Raw genomic sequence first — 19,594 nt, 5'->3', positions numbered from 1 at the left:
TAGGTCGCTCGCACCCGAACTGATCGAGAGGTTTCGCGCCGATCTGGATGCTGTCTGGAACGGTGAGGGAAGGCTCGGGCTCGCCGTGTCGGGCGGTCCGGACAGTCTTGCGCTGATGCTGCTTATGCATGCGGCGTATCCGGGCGAATTCGAAGTTGCGAGCGTTGACCACGGCCTGAGGGCAGAAAGCGCGGCGGAATGCCGTTTCGTCGCTGGCGTCTGTGATGACCTGGGCATTGCCCACACCACACTCGCCGTCAAAGTCCGCGCAGGAAATATCCAGAGCCAGGCACGCGCGGCACGTTATCGAGCCTTGGCCAGCTGGATGGACGAAAACGGTTTGTCGGTTCTGGCGACGGCTCACCATGCTGACGATCAGGCGGAAACCATTCTGATGCGGCTCAACCGGGGGAGCGGCCTGTCCGGCCTCGCCGGGGTTCGACCGGTGGGTAAAGTTCCCGGATCAGGCCACCGCCTGATCCGTCCGCTGCTCGGTTGGAGAAAAGCCGACCTTGCGCAATTGGTAGCGGATTTCGGGATCGAACCGGTTGCCGATCCGTCCAACAGCGATGACCGTTTCGACCGCGTCCGGATTCGCAAGGCACTGGCGGAAAGCGACTGGATCGACGCAGCGTCATTGGCGCAAAGCGCGAGCAATCTGGCCGATGCGAAAGAAGCTCTCGACTGGATGGTCGAATGTGAATGGGACAGGCAGGTCGAACGGCGCGACGATACCTTGCTATATGTTCCCCAAGCTCCGCGCGCGATCAGGCTGGCGGTGCTCGAACGCGCGATCATCGAGTTTGGTGGAGAGCCGCGTGGCGGCGATGTCGCGAAATTGCTCGATACCCTGGAGCATGGCGGTTCCGGCAATCTGGCCGGAGTTCTTGCGAGCGTGACGAAGGACGGGTGGAGGCTGCGGCGCGAACCCCCGCGACGTCACTGACATCGCCCAACGCGCCGCAGCTTCCAGGAGCGCGGCCCTAGATGATCTTGTCCCCCAGTCCGATCATCTTGCCGCGCGTGATGATTACCTTGTCGCCCTTCTTGGCGATGGCAAAAAGCTTCTCTGCGAAATCGTCAGGCGTTCCGATGCAGCCGTGGCTGGCATAGCCATTGGCGACCGGCGAGCCGTGAATGGCTATGCCATCCCAAGTCAGGCGCAGGGTCCAGGGCATCGGGGCATTGTTGTATTTCTCCGAAACATTGTCCTTCTCCTTGGTCAGGATCGGGAATGTTCCAAGCGGAGTGGGATGCTCATCCGTGCCGAGCAAGACGGCGGTCGCGCCAATCTCGTATCCGTTGCGGAAGACCGAAAGTACGCGGGCATCGAGGTCGACCGTCATGACCAGCGGCCCTGCCGGAACGCCTTCATCGTCCCAGTACCATTCGCCATATTTGATCGGCCCATCGATCGGCAGCACGCGCTTGATGACGAAGGGCGATTCCTTGGCCGGTTTCGCAGCTGGCGCGGGCGGCGTTTCCGGCACATCCTGAACCATGGGTTCGGAAACCATGTCGGGTTCAACGAGCGCAAGGTCGCTGCTGTGGCTCAGCTCGTTGGGAGCGGGCTCGAGCGCAAGCGGGTTCACCGCGATCATGCCGGCATCGACCGATGCTTCAGCCTCGGCGGGCTGTGCGCCAGCCATGCTGACACCCCCTGCGATCATGATGGTCATCGCGAACAGCGTGCGAGTCTTGGTCAGAAACGGGTTCATCTGGGGAATTATACGTAATTTGCGGTGAGTCGCCAGTCGGCTAACGCACCGCGTCCCTGCAAGAGACGCGATCGCGGCAAAAGTTAATGCGCCAGCTTACACGCTCTTTGCCTAGCCGTGCGCGCCGAACTCGTTTGCAATCGCGGTGGAAAGGCGGAGCACCAGCCCATAGGCGCGCTCGATTGGGTCAATATATTCACGCTGGATGGCGGCGTATCCTTCGCCATCGCCATCGGGATAATCGCTCGGCGCATCGACGGCGAAATCGGTGATCTGCGGATAGTTGGTCGGGTAGGCACGGCGCATCTGTGCCAGGGCATCGTCCACCCGCAACGTGAACACCATTTCAAGAACGTCGTCGCGGCTGATGTCGTTGGCGCGGCTGAAGGCCGGGATCGACACCGCCTTGATGAACATGTGCTGCAGCAGGGCGAGGCGCAGCGACTGCGCAGCGCCTATCGTGCGGCGGATATGCTCGCGTTCCTCGAGAGGGTGCTCGTTCGGGATCAGCGACAGCAGGCGATGCAGTTTAAGCGCATCGACTCGCAGGCGCGATGCGAGGCGGCGAAATACACCGGCTCGATCGTCCTTGGTAAGATATTCGGCCAGCACTTCGCAGGCATCCGACAAGTGGCTTTCGGTCCCGCGATAGGGCCTGCTTGCCCAATAGGCGCTGTTGAACAATTCGCCATAGGCCGCGACGGTCTTGATGCTGGCCAGGGCATTCGAGCTGCGGGCGAGGCGCACGAGTTGCCTGCCGCGCTCGCTCTCGATCAAAAGCGAGGCGATTTCCTCGTAATTGCCGTCCGCCGCGCTGCCGATACCGGCGATCACGTTCACCGGGTAGCCGAGCTGCTGCAGGATGGCATTGTGCGGGATCGCGCGGATCTGGCGCAAATTCATCTCGCGGTCGGCCGCAAGGTCGCTCTGGCGGCGGGAAACGCGGCTGCCGGTCGAGTTGAGCAGGCCCAGGCCGAAAGCGGTGACCGCGCGGGCATAGGTTTTCGAGTGCAGATGTTCGCGCTGGTGCGACCTGATTGCCCGATAGAAGTCTAGGCTGAGGTCGGTACGGCGATAGAGGGGATCGGTCGGCGCGGAGGTGTCGGTTTCTGCAGGCCTGATCTGGGCGATGCGCGTCAGCGTTGCGCGTGCCAGTTCGGGGGTCGAGAAAAACAGGTAGCCATCGCCGCCCTGAAAGCTGACTTCGGGTTCGAGCGGGATGCCTGCACGGGCAAAGCGGCGCTTGGCCCAAGGGCTGAGCGGCCAGGTCAGGCGATCCTCGAAACTGTCGGGATGCGCGCCGCGACCCATGCTTTCGCCGTGAGTGTTGAAGATCAGGGCGGCGACATCGGTCAGCCCGTTTGCCTCCATCGCCTCGCTGAGGCGGCCCTGCAGGCGTTCGATTGCGAGGCTGGCAGGAATCTGGCCGACAAACCGGCCGGCATCGGAAAAGCCGGTCTGGATCGCGACCCGTCCACGCAGGCGCGCATATTGCTGGTAGCTTTCCTCTGCCAGCAGCGCGTCGAGGAACCGCCCACCATGTTCGAGGGCGCTTTCGGTTTCGAACAGGGGCGAAACATCGACCTTGTCCTCGATCCCGAACAGCTTGGCAAAATAGAGCGCTGCAAGGATCGTCGAAGGCTGTTCGCATTCGGCGATCAGCATGCGGATCGGCGCGTCGGCGTCGATATGGGCGAGGATCTGCGCCATTGCGAGGAACTGGCGGATCGCGGTCGAGCTTTCGATCGCAAGGGCGGCGAAGTTGGATCGCAGCGGCTTCACCGTTGCGAGCATTTCGCGCAGCGTTGCAATCGCGCCCTTACTGGCGAGGTCCAGCGCATTGTCCGGATCGATCCGGCGGCGGATCGCATTGTGCAGCTGGCTGGAATTTACGCGGAAGTGGATCCAGCCCATTCCCAGACCGTCTGCGCGCATGGCTGCGGCGAGGGTCTTGAGGGCGATGGCGCGATCCTTGTCGGCATCGCACGCCTCCTCTTCCAGCGCATCGATCAGCGGTGCGAGCGACAGCAGCTTGTCCGGATTGTCCGCCGTCAGCCTGTTGGCAGCCGCCGAAAGCGCTTCCGGTTCTGTCAGGTCGCCTGCGAAATCCGCCGAGCGTGCCTGCGCGTAAGCGAGCGCCGGGCGCAAGGTGCCGAGCAGCGGGTGATCGGGATCTATCCGCTCCAGCGATGCGATATAGCGGGAAAGTCGCTGGGTCTTTTCACCGAGGCGGAAACCGATCGAATCGTACCATTTGATGTCGGTCCGACCGTCCATGTCATAGCCGACCCAGCTTGCGAAACGGAACGGCAGCGGCGCAAGGTCCTGCCACTGGTCCGGCCATTTGCCCGCCGCATGATCGAGTAGCTCGCCGACGATGGAATCGCGTGCGTCCTGGGCGTTTGCGATCGCCCGCATGGCACGATCATGCTCGTACTCAAGCGTAACCTGCGGACGCTCTGGCGCCAGCACGCAGACATCGCTGCCGATCTCGCGATCGCTGCTGGCAGCCTGTGCGACCGCCTCGGATTGTTCGGGCGGCAGCAGGAAGGTCGGGTGCGCGGTGAAGACCGCATGCAATTGCGGGCGCTGCCATGCTGCCTGGAAATCTGCGAAGGTCTCTGCTTTCAGCGACTTCTTCAGGCCTTCAGTGTTTTCGGACGGCGTTACTGGTGCGACCAGCCTTCGCAGACGACGCGAACGGCTCTGCATGCTGTCGCATTCGAGTTCGGCAACCAGCGCTTCGAGCGTGTCGAGGTCGATCTCCCCGCCCTCGAGTTCGCGCGAGAGGTCGAGGCCAAGCTGGAAGACCGGGTTGAACAGGGGTGTCTCCTGCGTCCGCAGGTGATGCTGGCTCAATCGGTCTATCAGCTGGTCAACTGTCTTCATTGGCGCAATTCCATGGCTTCTTTTGCTAGTCTGGTGATGGTCGGCTTGTCAGGCGCCCCGCGCGGCGCGACCCAGCTACCGCCAACACAAAGGACCGGGGCGAAAGAAAGCCATTCAGGTGCGTTGGCTGCGCTTATGCCCCCGGTCGGACAAAACAGGCATTGATGAAATGGCGCGGCGAGTGCCTTCAGCGCCGGGAGCCCGCCCGAGGTCGATGCGGGGAAGAATTTGAAGTGCCTCAAGCCGAGGTCGAGCCCGCGCATGATATCGCCCGCGCTGGCGATTCCGGGCAGGAAAGGCACCTGGTTGGCAATGCATGCCCGCCCGAGATTGTCGGTAAGCCCGGGAGAGACCACGAATTCCGAGCCGGCCTCCAGTGCGTCTTCCAGCTCGTCCGGATTGGTCACCGTCCCTGCTCCTACGATCGCGCCCGGCACTTGCTTCATGGCGCGGATCGCATCGAGCGCGGCAGGGGTCCTGAGCGTAACTTCGAGAACGCGCAGTCCGCCTTCGACTAGCGCCTCTGCCAACGGCACGGCGTGTTCGACTTCATCGACCACGATCACCGGGATGACCGGTGCGGTGCGCATTATGGATTCGATATCGCTCATTCAGTTCTTTCCGTGTTCCGAAGCGAATGCGGCAGCGGCCCCGAACAGGCCCGGCTGCGGATGGATGATCAGTTTGACGGGGATGGAAGCCATGAGCTCCTGGAAGCGGCCCTTCGCCTTGAAGCGTTCGGCAAAACCCGATTTCAGCAGGGTTTCGCGGATGCGATAACCTAGCCCGCCAGCAATCACGACGCCGCCGAACCCGCCTTGGGCCAAGGCGATATCTCCTGCGACGCTGCCCAGTGACATGCAGAACCGGTCGACCGCTGCTGCTGCCAGGCTGTCGCTGCCGTCCTGGCCGCGCGTCCAGATGGCAATGTCATCCTCGTCGGCCACAGGCTTGCCCTCCATTGCGGCGAGCGTCTGGTAGATATCGGAAATGGCTGGCCCTGCGACCACGCGTTCGACAGATACGCGGTTGTGCCGCTTGCGCAGTCGCGCAAGGATGGCATCGTCGATCTGGTCGAGCGGAGCGAAATCGATATGTCCGCCTTCGGTGGCGGAAACGCGATAGGTTCCGTCGGGTTCGCGGTAGAGATGCGCCACGCCGAGGCCGGTGCCCGGCCCAAGCACGCTGAGGCGGCCGGTCGGGGCAAGCGGTTTGTCGGGGCCGGTCAGATGAATGAACTCGCTCTCGTCGGCGCGTGCCACGGCATGGGCGACGGCTTCGAAATCATTGACGATGGTATAGCGTTCGACCCCCAGCTTTTCGCGAACGAGGGCAGGGCGGATGATCCACGGATTATTGGTGAAGCGGATGACGTCGCCCCCCACCGGACCGGCAATGGCCATGCTCACCGCATCGGGCAGCGTGCCGCCCTTCTGTTCGCGATAATCCTGCCACGCAGTCTGGAAACTTGCGTGGTCTTCCGTGTGGAGGGTGATCGGCTCGTCCAGCGTGATGGAACCGTCGTCATCGATGGTTGCGATTACGAAACGGGCGTGCGTACCCCCGATGTCCACGCTGACGAGCTGGTTTTGAGTATAGCTCACAGGCCTGCTGCAGCGAGCATGGCGCTGCCTCCCTGTTCCGCCCCGTCTGCGCCATGCCTGAGCATCGCGAAAAGTTCGCGTCCGACGCCGACGGCGGCGCGCGGATCCGCCACCGGCTCGCGCGATGCGAGGTCGGCAGTGGTCGAGAGTTCGCCCGTCACGGCGCAAAGTTTCACCACGTCGCCGTCACGCAGCCGGGCGAGCGGGCCGCCGCCAAGCGCTTCGGGAGTAACATGGATTGCCGCAGGCACCTTGCCAGAGGCACCGGACATGCGCCCGTCGGTGACGAGGGCGACGCGGTATCCACGATCCTGCAGGACGCCGAGCGGCGGGGTCAGCTTGTGCAATTCGGGCATGCCGTTCGCGCGCGGACCCTGGAAGCGCACCACGACAACGACGTCGCGGTCGAGCTCTCCGGCCTTGAAGGCGGCAGCAACGGACGGCTGGTCTTCGAACACGCGGCAGGGGGCCTCGACGGTCCAGCGCTCCTTGTCCACGGCGGACGACTTGAAACAACCACGGCCCAGATTGCCCTGCACCAGCCGCATGCCGCCATCGGGCTGGAAGGGGTCGGAAGCGGGGCGGAGCATGTCCGCATCGCCGCTTTCGCCGATTTCGCGCCACACGATCTCTTCACCATCCCCGAGCCCGGGTTCGAGCGCGTAGTCGCTGAGGTCGCCCTCGCTGACAGTGGCGATATCGCGGTGCGCGAGACCTTCGTCCAGCAGGGTGCCGATGACATAGCCCATGCCGCCGGCATCGTGGAAATGGTTCACGTCGCCCGCACCGTTCGGATAGACGCGTGCGACGAGCGGAACTGCGCTCGATAGCGCGGACAGGTCGTCCCAATCGAAGATCACGCCCGCAGCGCGGGCCATCGCCGGAATATGGATGGCATGGTTGGTCGAGCCGCCGGTGGCGAGGAGGCCGATGGCAGCGTTGATGATCGCTTTTTCATCGACGCACTTCGCCATCGTCTTGTCGCTCGTGCCTGAAAGTTCGGCGAGCCGATGGACGGCCTTGCGATCGAGCGCCTGGCGCAGCTTCGTGCCCGGCTGGATGAAGGCGCTGCCGGGGATGTGGAGCCCCATCATTTCCATCATCATCTGGTTGGAGTTCGCAGTGCCATAAAACGTGCATGTGCCTGGCGAATGGTAACTGCCCATTTCGCTGGCGAGCAGTTCTTCGCGGCCGACCTTGCCCTCTGCGTAAAGCTGGCGGACGCGCTGCTTTTCCTTGTTGGCGATGCCGGTCGGCATGGGGCCCGACGGCACGAATACGCAGGGCAAGTGGCCGAAGCGCAGCGCGCCGATTACGAGGCCGGGGACGATCTTGTCGCAGATGCCGAGGCAGGCGACCCCGTCGTACATCGCATGGCTCAGCGCGACGACGGTCGAAAGGGCGATCACGTCGCGGCTGAAGAGCGACAGCTCCATGCCGTCTTCGCCCTGAGTCACGCCGTCGCACATGGCCGGCGTTGCGCCTGCGACCTGCGCCGTGGCGCCCACTTCGCGGGCGTAAATCTTCATCCGTTCCGGATAGCGGCCATAGGGCTGGTGGGCCGAAAGCATGTCGTTATAGGAGGAAACGATCCCGATATTTGGGCCGCGCGAAGCCTTCAGCGCATCCTGGTCGTCGGTCGCCCCGGCATAGGCGTGGGCGAGGTTGGAACAGGAAACCTGGCTGCGATCAGGTGCCCGATTGGCCTCCCGGTCCATCAGCTCGAGATAGGCGCTGCGGCTGTCGCGAGAGCGCTCGATAACGCGCTGGGTAACCCGGTGGATCGTATCGTGAAGAGGCTTACTCATCGTGCCAGCTCACTCCGTCGCGCTCTGCCAGCGCTATGGCTGCGCTCGGCCCCCATGTGCCGGCCGTGTAGGTCTTTGGCTTGAGATCCTCTGCTGTCCATTCTTCGCGGATCGCATCGATCCAGTGCCATTGGGCTTCCACCTCGTCGCGGCGCACGAACAGCGTCTGGTCGCCTTCGATCAGGTCGAGCAGGAGGCGTTCGTACGCGATCCGGCGCACGGCACCGGAAAACGCATCGGGCATGGCAATGTCTAACGGTACCTGGCGCAGGCGGATGCCCTCGCGGTCGAGCCCCGGGACCTTTGCCATCAGCGACAGGGTGATGTTCTCTTCCGGCTGGATGCCGATCACGAGCCGGTTGGGCTGCATCGTCGCGCCCTTGCCGGCGAAGATCGAGTGCGGAACGCAGCGGAACTGGACGACGATCTCGGTCACGCGTTCGGGCAGGCGCTTCCCGGTGCGCAGGTAGAACGGCACACCCTTCCAGCGCCAGTTGTCGACGTGGCCCTTGATCGCGACGAAGGTCTCGGTGTCGGAATCCTTGCCCAGTTCCTCGTCGTAACCGGGGACCGATTTTCCCGAAATTGCCCCGGCGCGATACTGGCCGGTCACGGTCTCTCCGCGGGTGACCTGGCGCAGGGCACGAAGGACTTTCACCTTTTCATCGCGCACTGCGGTGGAATCGAAGCTGGTCGGCGGTTCCATCGCGACGAGGGCAAGCAGCTGGAGCATGTGGTTCTGCACCATGTCGCGCAGCGCGCCGGCATCGTCATAGAAGGCCACGCGTCCTTCGAGGCCCACGGTTTCAGCGACCGTGATCTGGACATGCTCGATATAGTTCGAATTCCAGATCGGTTCGAACAGGACGTTGGCAAACCGCAGCGCCAGCAGATTCTGGACGGTTTCCTTGCCCAGGTAATGGTCGATCCGGAAAATCCGATCTTCGGGGAAGGCGGCGGCAACCGCGTCGTTGATCTCGCAACTTGTGCCGAGATCGGTGCCGAGCGGCTTTTCGAGGCACATGCGGACATTCGGGCCGTCGAGGCCGGCGTGCTGCAGCCCCTTGATCGTCGGCCCGAACAGACTGGGCGCGGTGGAGAGGAAAATCGCAAGCCCGTTCTTCGGCTCTCCGACTTTCCTCGCCAACTCGTCATACCCCTCCAGCGTGGTCGCATCGAGCTGCTGGTAGGTCAGCCGGTTGAGGAAATGCGCCATTCCGCCGCGGCGATCCTTGGGAAGGAACTTCTCGAGAGCTTCGCGCGCGAAGTTGCGAAATTCGGTATCGCTCATCTCGGAGCGCGCGGTTGCGACGATCTTGAGGTCGTCGTCGATCAGTTCGTCGGCATCGAGCGCGCAGAGCGAAGGGAGCAACATGCGCTGTGACAGGTCCCCGGTCGCGCCGAACAACAACAGGCGGTCAGCGGTAAAACTCATTGCGCGTTGGCCCTTCCCTTTCCAAACAATCGCTCAATTCAGCGGTAGCACGCCTATCATCGACTGCATGCCTATCAGCGCGTGCCCCTGCTAGCTATCCCCGCAGGACACCTGCATAGCTATTCATCGCAGGCGCTATCCGCCCGTTTCCCTTACCGAAACGCTCGACCGCAGGAAGTTGTTGGGTCCGAAACTGGTCAGGAAACTGACATCTGCGGCATCGCGGCCGATACCGATTTTCGCTGTTTTTGCAGGGTCTGCCATGCCGGTCGCGTCGATCAGGTGCCATGCTCCGCCGTCGGGGGTCGACGGATCGTTGAGGAATACCTCGGCAACGGCGTGAAAATCCGGCGGTTCGACGCCGGGCGCATAGCAGGCGACATAGCGCGCGGGGATGGTCGATGCGCGGGCGAGGGTGACCAGCAAATGGGCATAGTCGCGGCAGATTCCGCGGCGCTCGATGAAGGTGTCGATCGCTCCGGTGCGGGCATCCGACGTGCCCGATTGATAGCTGAGGTTGGCCGAAATCCAGTCGCGGATGGCGACGATGCGGGACCCGCCCGAAGTGCCGCCGAATTCGGAATCGACGAAGGGCTGGAACTGGTCGGCCGGGCAATATCGGCTGTCGAACAGGTACTGCACCGCCTCTCCCGGCATGTCGTGCGGCTCGAGCATTTCGAGCGTGGCGATATCCGGCAGCAACCTGTCCGGCTGCACGGTAGCTTCATAGTGGACCTCGAACCGGCCCTTGGCCCGGATCCAGATCCGCTCTCCGATATCGTCCTGTGCCGGCACGCGGGCGCAATGCTCGGCATCGCTCATGCGCGTGGTTGCCGAAAGGATCTTCTGTTCCGGAATGTCCGCCGCTTCGAATTGCAGCAGGACGTCCGTGGGGGAGGGGAGCTCGAAAGCGAAGCTGCTGGTTATGGAAATGGCCATTTCGTTACCAACGGGTGGAGCAGGCTTTGTTCCCGGTATTTTCGACGAAAAGCCGATTCAATGCCGACAAGGGCATTTGGCGGGTCCTTGCCCGCGGTGGATCGAGGGTCTAGCGAGGCGCGGCAAGTATCCATTGCAACCAAAAATCGAACCCGGAGTCGCCTCCCATGATATCCATGACCGCACGCCTCGCAGCCGCGAGCGCTCTCGTTTCGCTCGCTTCCGCGCCAGCCCTTGCCGATGAAGGCATGTGGACGCTGGACAACTTTCCCGCCGAAAAGGTGAAGGAAGATTATGGTTGGGCGCCAGACCAGGCCTGGCTCGACAAGGTTCAGGCCGGTGCCGTCCGCCTGACCGGCGGCTGCTCTGCCAGTTTCGTTTCCTCGTCCGGCCTGATCCTGACGAACCATCACTGCATCGCGACCTGTCTTTACGACAATTCGAACGACCAGAGCGATTACCTGCTCAACGGTTTTGTCGCCGATCGCCGCGAAAACGAACTGATGTGCCCGGGCCAGCAGGCCGAAGTCGTGACCAAGATCACCGATGTCACGGGCGATGTGAAGGCGGCTTTCGCCGGTCTCGCCGGTGATGCGCTGACCAAGGCTCGCGATGCAAAGATCGCCGAAATCGAATCCGCCAATTGCACCGACAAGGCGAAGACCCGTTGCCAGGTGGTGACACTGTTCGGCGGCGGCCAGTACAAGCTCTATCAGTACCGCAAGTATTCGGACGTACGCCTTGCCTGGGCGCCGGAAGATCGTGCTGCGACCTTTGGCGGCGACCCCGACAACTTCAACTTTCCGCGCTATTCGATGGATGCGAGCTTCCTGCGCGCCTACGAAAACGGCAAGCCGGTCAGCACGCCAAACCACCTGCGCTGGAACCCGCGTGCGCCGATCGACGGTGAGATGACCTTCGTCGTCGGCAATCCCGGTTCGACCAGCCGCCTCTATACGCAGAGCCAGCTCGCCTTCGAACGCGAAGTTCGCCTGCCGATGATCCTCGCGACCTATTCCGAACTACGCGGCCGCCTGATCCGCGCGATGGAAGAAAGCCCCGAGCACGAGCGCGAAGGCCTCGACATGCTGGGCGGCATCGAAAACTCGCTCAAGGTCTATATCGGTCGCGTCAAGGCACTGAACGACCCTGCTTTCACCGCCAAGCTGGCCGAAGCAGAGGCTGCGCTCAAGGCAGAGACTGCTGGCAATGACGAAATCGGCGATCCCTGGGCGGATGTCGAAGAAGCAGTCGATGCCTATCGCGCGCTCTACTACCCCAGCCGTTTCACCAGCCCCACGGGCACGCTCTACGGCTATGCCCAGACGCTGGTTTATGCCGCTCAGGAACGAGAAAAGCCGAATGCAGAGCGTCTGCGCGGATTTACCGAAAGCGCGCTGCCGCTAACGGAAAAGCGCCTGACGGACGCCAAGCCGGTCTACCCGTGGCTCGATGAGATGACGATGAGCTGGAGCCTGTCGAAGGCCCGCGAATATCTCGGCGTCGACGACGAAGATTCGAAGCTCCTGCTGGGCAAGGAGAGCCCCGAACAGCTGGCGGAACGCCTAGTCAATGGCACCAAGCTGGCCGATCCGGCCGTACGCAAGGCGCTGTGGGACGGCGGCCTTGCTGCCATCGAAGCGAGCGAGGATCCGATGATCCAGTATGCGCTCAAGCTGGCTCCGCGCCAGCGCGAACTCGATGAGCAGACCAACGAGCTTTACTCGGGGCCGCTCGCTGCTGCCGGCGCAAAACTCGCCGATGCACGCTTCGCTGCATATGGCGACTCGCTCTATCCCGACGCGACCTTCACGCTGCGCATCAGCTATGGTCAGGTGAAGGGCTGGACCGAGCGCGGCAAGGAAGTGCCGACCACGACCACGATGGGCGGAACCTTCGAGCGCGCCACCGGGAATGCCCCGTTCGATCTCGCCCCCGGCTTCGTTAAGGCGAAGGACCAGATCGACATGGATGCGGTCTATGACTTCGTTACCACGAACGACATCATCGGCGGCAACTCGGGTTCGCCGGTAATCGATCGCAATGGCACGGTCATTGGCGCTGCCTTCGACGGCAATATCAACTCGCTCGGCGGCAATTACGGCTACGACGGTTCGATCAACCGTACCGTCGTCGTTTCGACCGAAGCGGTCCAGGAAGCGCTGGAGAAAATCTATCCGGCGCCTGCACTGGTGAAGGAACTGGCCGCCAAGTAAGCGGCAATAGAGGCCCGGCCCCGCCCCAGCGCGGCGGCCGGGTCACTCGCCCAGCAAGTGCAGGGCGATTTCGCGGCGGTGCGGCCGCGCGCGATGTTCGGCAAGGTAGATGCCCTGCCAAGTCCCCAGCCGCATTCGCCCACCCGCGACCGGGATTGTCAGGTTGACGCCGGTGAGTGCGGCCTTGAGATGCGCGGGCATATCGTCCGGCCCCTCGTCATCGTGGACGTAGTGCGCCCCTTCGGGCGCGAGCTTCTGAAGCCAGCGCAACAGGTCCTCCCGTACCTCCGGTGCGGCATTCTCGTTGATCAGCAGGCTTGCACTGGTGTGGCGACAGAGCAGCGTCAGCAATCCGTCGCGAATGCCGCTTTCGGAAATCCAGTGCCCAACCTCCTCGGTAATCTCGGTCAGGCCCGACCCTTGCGTCTGGACGATGATGGTGTGCTGGAACTGGTGCATCATCGTCCTATTTCGGTTCAGGACCCTTCGATCACCCCGTAGAGGTCGTGGGCGTCGGCGTCCTCCACCTCGACAGTCACAAAATCCCCCTGCTGCAGGTCGGCAGGAACATTGCGCAGATAGACTGCACCGTCGATTTCGGGTGCATCGGCCTGGCTACGTCCGGTGGCGCCGATGTCGCCGTCATCGTCGGGCTCGCCAATCTCGTCGATGATCACGGGAATGCGGGTCCCGACCTTCTTCGCAAGCTTCGCCGCGCTGATGCGTTCGGTCACTTCCATGACGCGGGCGTAGCGCTCTTCCTTGACCGCTTCGGGCACCGGATCGGGCAGGGCATTGGCCTGCGCACCTTCGACGGGTTCGAAACGGAACGCGCCCACGCGGTCGAGCTGTGCTTCTTCGAGCCAGTCGAGCAAATATTTGAAATCGTCCTCTGTCTCGCCGGGGAAGCCGACGACGAAGCTGGAACGGATCGCGATGTCAGGACAGATTTCGCGCCATGCCTTCAGCCGTTCGAGCACCTTTGCCTCGTTCGCCGGACGCTTCATGCGCCTCAGCACGGATGGCGCGGCATGCTGGAAAGGTATGTCGAGATAGGGCGTCAGCAGCCCTTCCGCCATCAGCGGGATAACCGCGTCGACGTGCGGATAGGGATAGACGTAGTGGAGGCGCACCCACGGCTGCTCGCCGCCGGGCGTCTTGAGTTGCCCGAGTTCGCGGGCGAGGTCGGTCATGTGCGCGCGGACGGGATGGTCCTTCCACATCCGTTCCTCGTGGCGGATATCGACGCCATAGGCACTGGTGTCCTGGCTGATGACCAGCAGTTCCTTCGTCCCCGCGGCGACAAGCTTCTCAGCCTCGCGAAGCACCGCATCGACGCGCCTGCTGGCGAGCTTTCCGCGCAGCTGGGGGATGATGCAGAAGGCGCAGGAGTGATTGCAGCCCTCGGAAATCTTCAGGTAGCTGTAGTGCCTAGGGGTCAGCTTGATGTCCGCTTCCGAAGGCTGCGGGATCAGGTCGATGAATGGGCCCTGCGACGGCGGCGCGTGCTCGTGAACAGCTTCGACGACCTGCTCGTATTGATGCGCGCCGGTAATCGCTAGCACTTGCGGATGCGCGGCGCGGATTGCCTCAGCCTCGTCGCCCATGCAGCCGGTGACGATGACGCGGCCGTTTTCCGAGATCGCTTCGCCAATCGCGGCGAGGCTTTCCTCCTTGGCGGAATCGAGAAACCCGCAGGTGTTGACGAGGACAACGTCGGCACCGGCGTAATCGGGGCTCATCGCATAGCCATCGGCTCGCAAGCGCGTGAGGATGCGCTCGGAATCGACGAGCGCTTTCGGACAGCCGAGGCTGACCATGCCGACCTTCTTCTGGTCGGGAAGTTTCGTGGTGGTGTTCATGCCATTCAATCCAGGATTGCGCGGCGCTCTACACGTGCGCACGGCTTTGCGCTATCCCCCCAGTCGCGGGGCGACGACATCTCGCTTCGCCGCGAGGGGAGAGAGCAAATGGGCGAGATCAATCTTTTGGCCGTTTTCGTGGGTGCAGCGGCGTTCTTCATGATCGGGGCGTTGTGGTACGGGCCGCTGTTCGGCAAGCAGTGGCGGCAGCTAAACGGTATCACCGACGAGATGATGCAGGCCGGGCCTCGCCCGGGGCAGAACCCGACCTGGCTGATCATGCTGCTGGCGTTCCTGTTCGAACTGCTGGTCGTGCTGATGCTGGGCCACAATATCGCCCGGACCAATCCTTCGCCCCATGTGATCATGATGATGGCAACGGGGTTTGCCGCCACAATCATGGCGCCGGCCATCGGCATCAATTACCTGTTCCAGATGCGTCCGGGTAAACTGTTCGCGATCGATGCCGGCTATTTCGTGGTCGGCATGGCCGCTGCCGGGGCTGCGTTTATCCTGCTGGGATAGGGGCGCTCAGCCGCCACTCTTGGTCTGGACGATCTCGACGACGACATCGCCTTCGCGCAAGGTTTCGCATTCGGCTTCCCAGAATCCGAGCGGATTGCCATCGCGATAGATGCGTAGCCCGCGGCCGCCGCTGGAAAGGTTGGAGATCGACTTGCCTACTTCGTCGGGTGTGACCGGCCGTTCGACCAACTGCACACGCCCCGTCACCGATGCGAGGTCGGCAAGATAGTCGGCGATATGCGCACCCTTGGCACTTCCGGCCAAAAGCAGCCCGGTGAAGCGGACAGGATTGATGACATTGTCGGCACCTGCCTGCCGCGCGAGCAGTTCGTTATCATCGGCGCGCACGACGACGCTGATAGGGACGTTGGGCGCAAGATGGCGGACGGTCAGCACGATCAGGATCGACGTATCGTCTCGCCCGGCGCTGACGAGTACGGTCTGCGCTTCGTTGATGCGCACTGCCTCCAGCGTTTCGTCCCGGGTCGCGTCTGCGGCCATGACGTTGCAACCGAGGGATTCGGCATCCGCGAGGCGGGCCTCGCTCGGATCGATCACGACGATGCAGCTCGGGTCGGTCCCGCGTTCGATCAGTTCCTCGACCGCCTCCGAACCGGAGACGCCATAGCCCAGCACCACGATATGGTCGGTGAGCTTTTCCTGGATGCGGGCCATGCGCCACTTCTCCCAGCTTCGCTTGATTAGAAAGTTATACGCCGTGCCGACGAAGATGAAGAGTACGGCAAAACGAACGGGCGTCACGATGACTGCTTCGACCAGCCGCGCCCGGTCGCTGATCGGGGCAATGTCGCCAAACCCGGTCGTCGTGATCGAGATCATGGTGAAATAGACGACGTCGAGGAAGCTGACATCCCCGTCGAGATTATCGACCAGCCCTTCGCGATCCCACCAGTGGATCATCACCACCAGCGTGATGAGCAGCAGGGCGAGGCCGAGGCGGATACCAAGATCGCCCCAGACGGGCAGCCTCACCGCACGGCGGAGCGGTTTGAACCGGGGCCCGCGGACGCGCCGCCCCCTGCCGCCGGCCGGAATCTGGTCGATCTGCTCTCTCACGGGAGCCTGTGTGTCACCCCTTGAACCGATCGGCAAGCACGCCGAGGCTCGCGTGATGGGTCAGGTCGAGTTGCAGCGGCGTGATCGAGATGTGATCTTCGGCGATCGCTTCCAGGTCGGTCCCGTGGTCGGGTGTGTGCTCGATCGCGTCGAGACCGAACCAGTAATATCGCTGGCCCCGCGGATCGCGAGCTTCGACGATGGATGCGCGGGCATAGTCGTGAAAGCCCTGGCGCACGACGCGCATACCCTGGACCTGTTCGGCGTCGAGGGCGGGGAAGTTGACGCTGACGAGAGTGCGTGGCTCGTGCGGTGCATCGAGCAGAGGCTGGATCACGCGCGCGCCCCAGTTGCGCGCTGCATGGAAGCGATCGCCCGACGCGGGCCGTTCCTGCCGCATGACTTGGCTCATGGCGATCGACCTGACACCGGCCAGCGCACCTTCCATCGCAGCGGAAACCGTGCCCGAATAGGTGATGTCGTCCCCCAGATTGGCGCCGGCGTTCACGCCCGAAAGGATGAGATCGGGTGCGCCGTCCATGACATGCTTCAGGCCCATCGAAACAGCATCGGTCGGTGTGCCGGTGACGGAAAAACGCCGCTCGGAATGCTTGCGCAAACGGACCGGCAGCGAGAGCGTCAGCGAGTGGCCTGCACCGGTCTGGTTGTCCGAAGGTGCGCAAACCCAGACATCGTCCGACAATTCATGCGCGATCGCTTCGAGCACTTCGAGTCCCGGCGCGTGGATACCGTCGTCATTGGTTACGAGGATGCGCATCAGGCCACAGGCTCCAGCTTGGTCATTCCGCCGGTGTAGGGGAGCAGGGCGTCAGGCACGGTAACGCTGCCGTCGGCGTTCTGGTAATTCTCGAGCACCGCAACCAGCGTGCGTCCGACTGCAAGGCCCGAGCCGTTGAGCGTGTGGACGAAGGCAGTCTTTTTCTCGCCTTCCGGACGATAGCGCGCATTCATCCGGCGCGCCTGGAAATCGCCGCACCAGCTGATCGAGCTGATCTCGCGATAGGCGCCCTGGCCCGGCAGCCAGACTTCGAGGTCGTATGTCTTGCGCGCGCCGAAGCCCATGTCGCCGGTGCACAGCAGCATCTTGCGATAGGGCAGATGCAGCGCTTCGAGGATCAGCTCGGCCGATCGGACCATGTGTTCGTGTTCGCTTTCCCAGTCTTCGGGCGCGCAAATGCTGACGAGCTCGACCTTCTGGAACTGGTGCTGGCGGATATAGCCGCGCGTATCCTTGCCTGCTGCGCCCGCTTCGCTGCGGAAGCATGGCGTCAGCGCGGTCATGCGCAGGGGCTGCGCAAGGTCGTCGATGATCTCTTCGCGCACGGCATTGGTCAGGCTGACCTCTGCCGTCGGGATCAACCAGCGGTCGTCGGTGGTACGGAAGTTGTCCTCGGCGAACTTGGGCAACTGGCCGGTGCCATAAAGCGATTCCTCGCGAACCAGCAGCGGCGGATTGCATTCGGTATAGCCGCGCTCGGTGGTCTGGCGGTCGAGCATGAATTGCCCGAGCGCCCGCTCGAGCCGTGCCATCTGGCCGCGCAGGAAGGTGAAACGCGCCCCGGAAATCTTGGCTCCGGTTTCGAAATCCATGCCGAGCGCCGGACCGAGGTCGGCGTGCTCCTTGGGATCGAAATCGAAATTGCGCGGATCGCCCCAGCGCGAGGCCTGCTGGTTGTTGTTCTCGTCTTCGCCCAGCGGTACGTCTTCGGCGGGCAGGTTGGGGATCGTCGCCAGCAGGTCGTCAAGTTTCCTCGAAAGCTCGCGGTCCTGCTCTTCCAGAGCCGGCAGCGCCTGCTTGATTTCGGCGACTTCAGCCTTCAGCGCCTCGGCGGTATCCTTGTCGCCCTTGGCCATCGCCTGGCCGATCGCCTTGGACGCTTCGTTGCGGCGATTCTGCGCTTCCTGCATGCGCGTCGAAATCGCGCGTTTCTCTTCGTCCAGCGCAAGGATTTCCCCTGCAACAGGTGCAACGCCGCGACGCTCGAGCGCGGCGTCGAAACTCTTCGGATCGTTCCTGATCAATCGGATGTCATGCATGGTCAGCGCCTATGCCTTTTGCCGAAGGCAAATGCCAGTAGAGAGGAACATAATTCCTGCCCGCGCCTTGAATGGAACATGTGAACGGCTACACGCCCGCATTCCGGCAGGTGGGGCTGCCAGTTTGAAAAGGATCGGGGCAAGACATTTTGGCTGATATTCCGGCACGGCCTCCGCAACGAACACGCTTCATAGATATTCTCGACGGCTCCATCCGCGCTGGCAGGCGGATTGGCCTGCTGTCCCGGCCACGGCTCGAGAAACAGGCCCTGCTCGATGCCGCGATGGAAGCGACGGGACTGGACGATTTCGGCGACCGCTGGTTCGAACGGCCGATGGAAGTCCTGCTGGATGCCGTCCGCGACGAAGCGAGGCTGAATGCGGCCGGCGAGTTTGCTTCGGAAAAGCAGTTCCACCACATCCTGAGGGATCGGCTCTACGCGCAGGAGTGGTTCAAGCGGCACCCGGAAATTCTCGAGCGAGCGATCGCGCGACCGGTCGTGATCGTGGGGCCGATGCGTTCGGGGACGACGCGCCTGCACCGCCTGCTCGCCAGCGATCGGCGGTTCTCCCACATGCGCAGCTTCGAAACGATCAGCCCGGTGCCGCGCCCCGAGTTTGAACAGGTGCTGGCGGGCGAGAAGGAAGATTTCCGCCCTGTCCTGGCGCGGCGGATCATGAAGGTCGCCCGGCTCGCCAACCCGCGCACCCTGTCGATCCATCCGACCGGGCCGTTCGAACCGGAGGAAGAACTGGGCCTGCTGGTCGCCAGCATGTGGAGCATGAAGCACGATGCGCAGTGGCACGTGCCGAGTTACGCCCGGTGGTGCGAGCAACAGGATGCAGAACCGGCCTATCGCTATCTGGCAGACCTCTTGCGGCTGGTCGGCTGGTCGCAGCAGGTGTCATCGATCCGGCCATGGATCCTGAAAACCCCGCAACACATGATGGACCTGCCCGCGCTGTTGAAGGTGTTTCCGGATGCGCGGCTGATATTTACCCATCGCGATCCGCAAGCGGTGGTGGGTAGCGCGGCCTCGCTCGCTTGGAACCAGACCATCATCTATTCCGACGATGTCGATCCCGGCAGGATCGGCCGTGAATGGCTGGGCAAGACCGAAACGATGATTGCGCGCATGCGGGCGGCGATCGATGCGATCCCGGCGGACCGCATGATCGACGTCCAGTATGACGAGATGGATCGCGACTGGCGCGGCACGATGGAGCGGATCTACGGATTCCTGGATCTGGACATCGAGCCAGCTGTCCCGGGGATGGAAGATTTCCTCGAACGGTCGCGTGCGCTCAAACGGCACCCGCACCAGTACAGCCTGGCTCAGTTCGGGCTGACTCAGGAGGAGGTGACGGAGCGTTTCCGCGACTACGTTGAGACCTACGGCATTCCGACTGAGGACGATGTCGGCCACGTGGCGAAGAAGCGTCGCCGACTGAGCTGAAGCTCC

Annotated in this window: 16 protein-coding genes; 4 read left to right on the top strand and 12 right to left on the bottom strand. The window is 63.0% G+C overall.

Annotated elements, in window-relative coordinates; all coding sequences use genetic code 11:
- Positions 1–115: 115 nt before the first annotated feature.
- Complete coding sequence (tilS, locus tag AMC99_RS09955; RefSeq protein WP_061926145.1) at positions 116–946, top strand: tRNA lysidine(34) synthetase TilS; 831 nt, start codon at positions 116–118, stop codon at positions 944–946.
- A gap of 37 nt (positions 947–983) precedes the next feature.
- Here tilS and AMC99_RS09950 read toward each other — a convergent pair whose 3' ends face one another.
- The 7 genes from AMC99_RS09950 to AMC99_RS09920 form a co-directional block, all read right to left on the bottom strand.
- Positions 984–1,718 (bottom strand): L,D-transpeptidase family protein, encoded by a 735-nt coding sequence (locus tag AMC99_RS09950; protein WP_232301371.1) that lies wholly within the window; start codon positions 1,716–1,718, stop codon positions 984–986.
- A 111-nt stretch (positions 1,719–1,829) separates the two neighbouring features.
- Positions 1,830–4,607, bottom strand: a complete 2,778-nt coding sequence (locus AMC99_RS09945; RefSeq protein WP_061926142.1) for a phosphoenolpyruvate carboxylase — start codon at positions 4,605–4,607, stop codon at positions 1,830–1,832.
- Positions 4,604–5,218 carry a bifunctional 4-hydroxy-2-oxoglutarate aldolase/2-dehydro-3-deoxy-phosphogluconate aldolase gene (eda, locus tag AMC99_RS09940; RefSeq protein WP_061926139.1) on the bottom strand — a complete coding sequence of 205 codons (615 nt, stop codon included), beginning with the start codon at positions 5,216–5,218 and terminating at the stop codon, positions 4,604–4,606. Before eda ends, AMC99_RS09945 begins: the two co-directional genes overlap by 4 nt.
- The gene (glk, locus tag AMC99_RS09935) at positions 5,219–6,211 is read right to left on the bottom strand and encodes a glucokinase (RefSeq protein ID WP_061926136.1); all 993 of its coding nucleotides are present in this window, start codon (positions 6,209–6,211) and stop codon (positions 5,219–5,221) included.
- Positions 6,208–8,019, bottom strand: coding sequence for a phosphogluconate dehydratase (edd, locus tag AMC99_RS09930; RefSeq protein WP_061926134.1), 1,812 nt, complete (start codon positions 8,017–8,019; stop codon positions 6,208–6,210). The genes glk and edd overlap by 4 nt, the downstream gene beginning before the upstream one ends.
- The gene (zwf, locus tag AMC99_RS09925) at positions 8,012–9,454 is read right to left on the bottom strand and encodes a glucose-6-phosphate dehydrogenase (protein WP_061926131.1); all 1,443 of its coding nucleotides are present in this window, start codon (positions 9,452–9,454) and stop codon (positions 8,012–8,014) included. Before zwf ends, edd begins: the two co-directional genes overlap by 8 nt.
- 135 nt (positions 9,455–9,589) lie before the next feature.
- Entirely contained in the window at positions 9,590–10,393 is an 804-nt protein-coding gene (locus tag AMC99_RS09920; protein ID WP_061926128.1) for a transglutaminase-like domain-containing protein, read from the bottom strand.
- A gap of 176 nt (positions 10,394–10,569) precedes the next feature.
- Between AMC99_RS09920 and AMC99_RS09915 the strand changes: the two genes are divergently transcribed.
- Entirely contained in the window at positions 10,570–12,609 is a 2,040-nt protein-coding gene (locus AMC99_RS09915) for a S46 family peptidase (RefSeq protein WP_232301369.1), read from the top strand.
- A 42-nt stretch (positions 12,610–12,651) separates the two neighbouring features.
- Here AMC99_RS09915 and AMC99_RS09910 read toward each other — a convergent pair whose 3' ends face one another.
- The gene (locus tag AMC99_RS09910) at positions 12,652–13,068 is read right to left on the bottom strand and encodes a secondary thiamine-phosphate synthase enzyme YjbQ (protein ID WP_061927912.1); all 417 of its coding nucleotides are present in this window, start codon (positions 13,066–13,068) and stop codon (positions 12,652–12,654) included.
- A 17-nt stretch (positions 13,069–13,085) separates the two neighbouring features.
- The gene (gene rimO, locus AMC99_RS09905; RefSeq protein ID WP_061926122.1) at positions 13,086–14,471 is read right to left on the bottom strand and encodes a 30S ribosomal protein S12 methylthiotransferase RimO; all 1,386 of its coding nucleotides are present in this window, start codon (positions 14,469–14,471) and stop codon (positions 13,086–13,088) included.
- A 108-nt stretch (positions 14,472–14,579) separates the two neighbouring features.
- Between rimO and AMC99_RS09900 the strand changes: the two genes are divergently transcribed.
- Positions 14,580–14,996: a DUF1761 domain-containing protein gene (locus AMC99_RS09900; RefSeq protein WP_061926120.1), complete on the top strand. Its 417-nt coding sequence runs from the start codon at positions 14,580–14,582 to the stop codon at positions 14,994–14,996.
- Positions 14,997–15,002: 6 nt separating this feature from the next.
- On the opposite strand, the gene AMC99_RS09895 is transcribed toward AMC99_RS09900, so the two are convergent.
- From AMC99_RS09895 to serS, 3 genes are read right to left on the bottom strand one after another with little or no spacing between them, the layout of a single operon-like run.
- Positions 15,003–16,052: a potassium channel family protein gene (locus tag AMC99_RS09895; protein ID WP_061927910.1), complete on the bottom strand. Its 1,050-nt coding sequence runs from the start codon at positions 16,050–16,052 to the stop codon at positions 15,003–15,005.
- A 34-nt stretch (positions 16,053–16,086) separates the two neighbouring features.
- Positions 16,087–16,851: a 5'/3'-nucleotidase SurE gene (gene surE / locus AMC99_RS09890; RefSeq protein ID WP_061926117.1), complete on the bottom strand. Its 765-nt coding sequence runs from the start codon at positions 16,849–16,851 to the stop codon at positions 16,087–16,089.
- Positions 16,851–18,131, bottom strand: a complete 1,281-nt coding sequence (serS, locus tag AMC99_RS09885; RefSeq protein ID WP_061926113.1) for a serine--tRNA ligase — start codon at positions 18,129–18,131, stop codon at positions 16,851–16,853. Before serS ends, surE begins: the two co-directional genes overlap by 1 nt.
- 149 nt (positions 18,132–18,280) lie before the next feature.
- On the opposite strand from serS, the gene AMC99_RS09880 reads away from it, so the two are divergent.
- Positions 18,281–19,588: a sulfotransferase family protein gene (locus tag AMC99_RS09880; protein ID WP_232301367.1), complete on the top strand. Its 1,308-nt coding sequence runs from the start codon at positions 18,281–18,283 to the stop codon at positions 19,586–19,588.
- Positions 19,589–19,594 lie beyond the last annotated feature (6 nt).

The organism is Altererythrobacter epoxidivorans, assembly GCF_001281485.1.
GTDB lineage: Bacteria > Pseudomonadota > Alphaproteobacteria > Sphingomonadales > Sphingomonadaceae > Erythrobacter > Erythrobacter epoxidivorans.
Note: the sequence above shows the minus strand (reverse complement) of the source record. Positions and strands in the feature narration are given on the sequence as shown.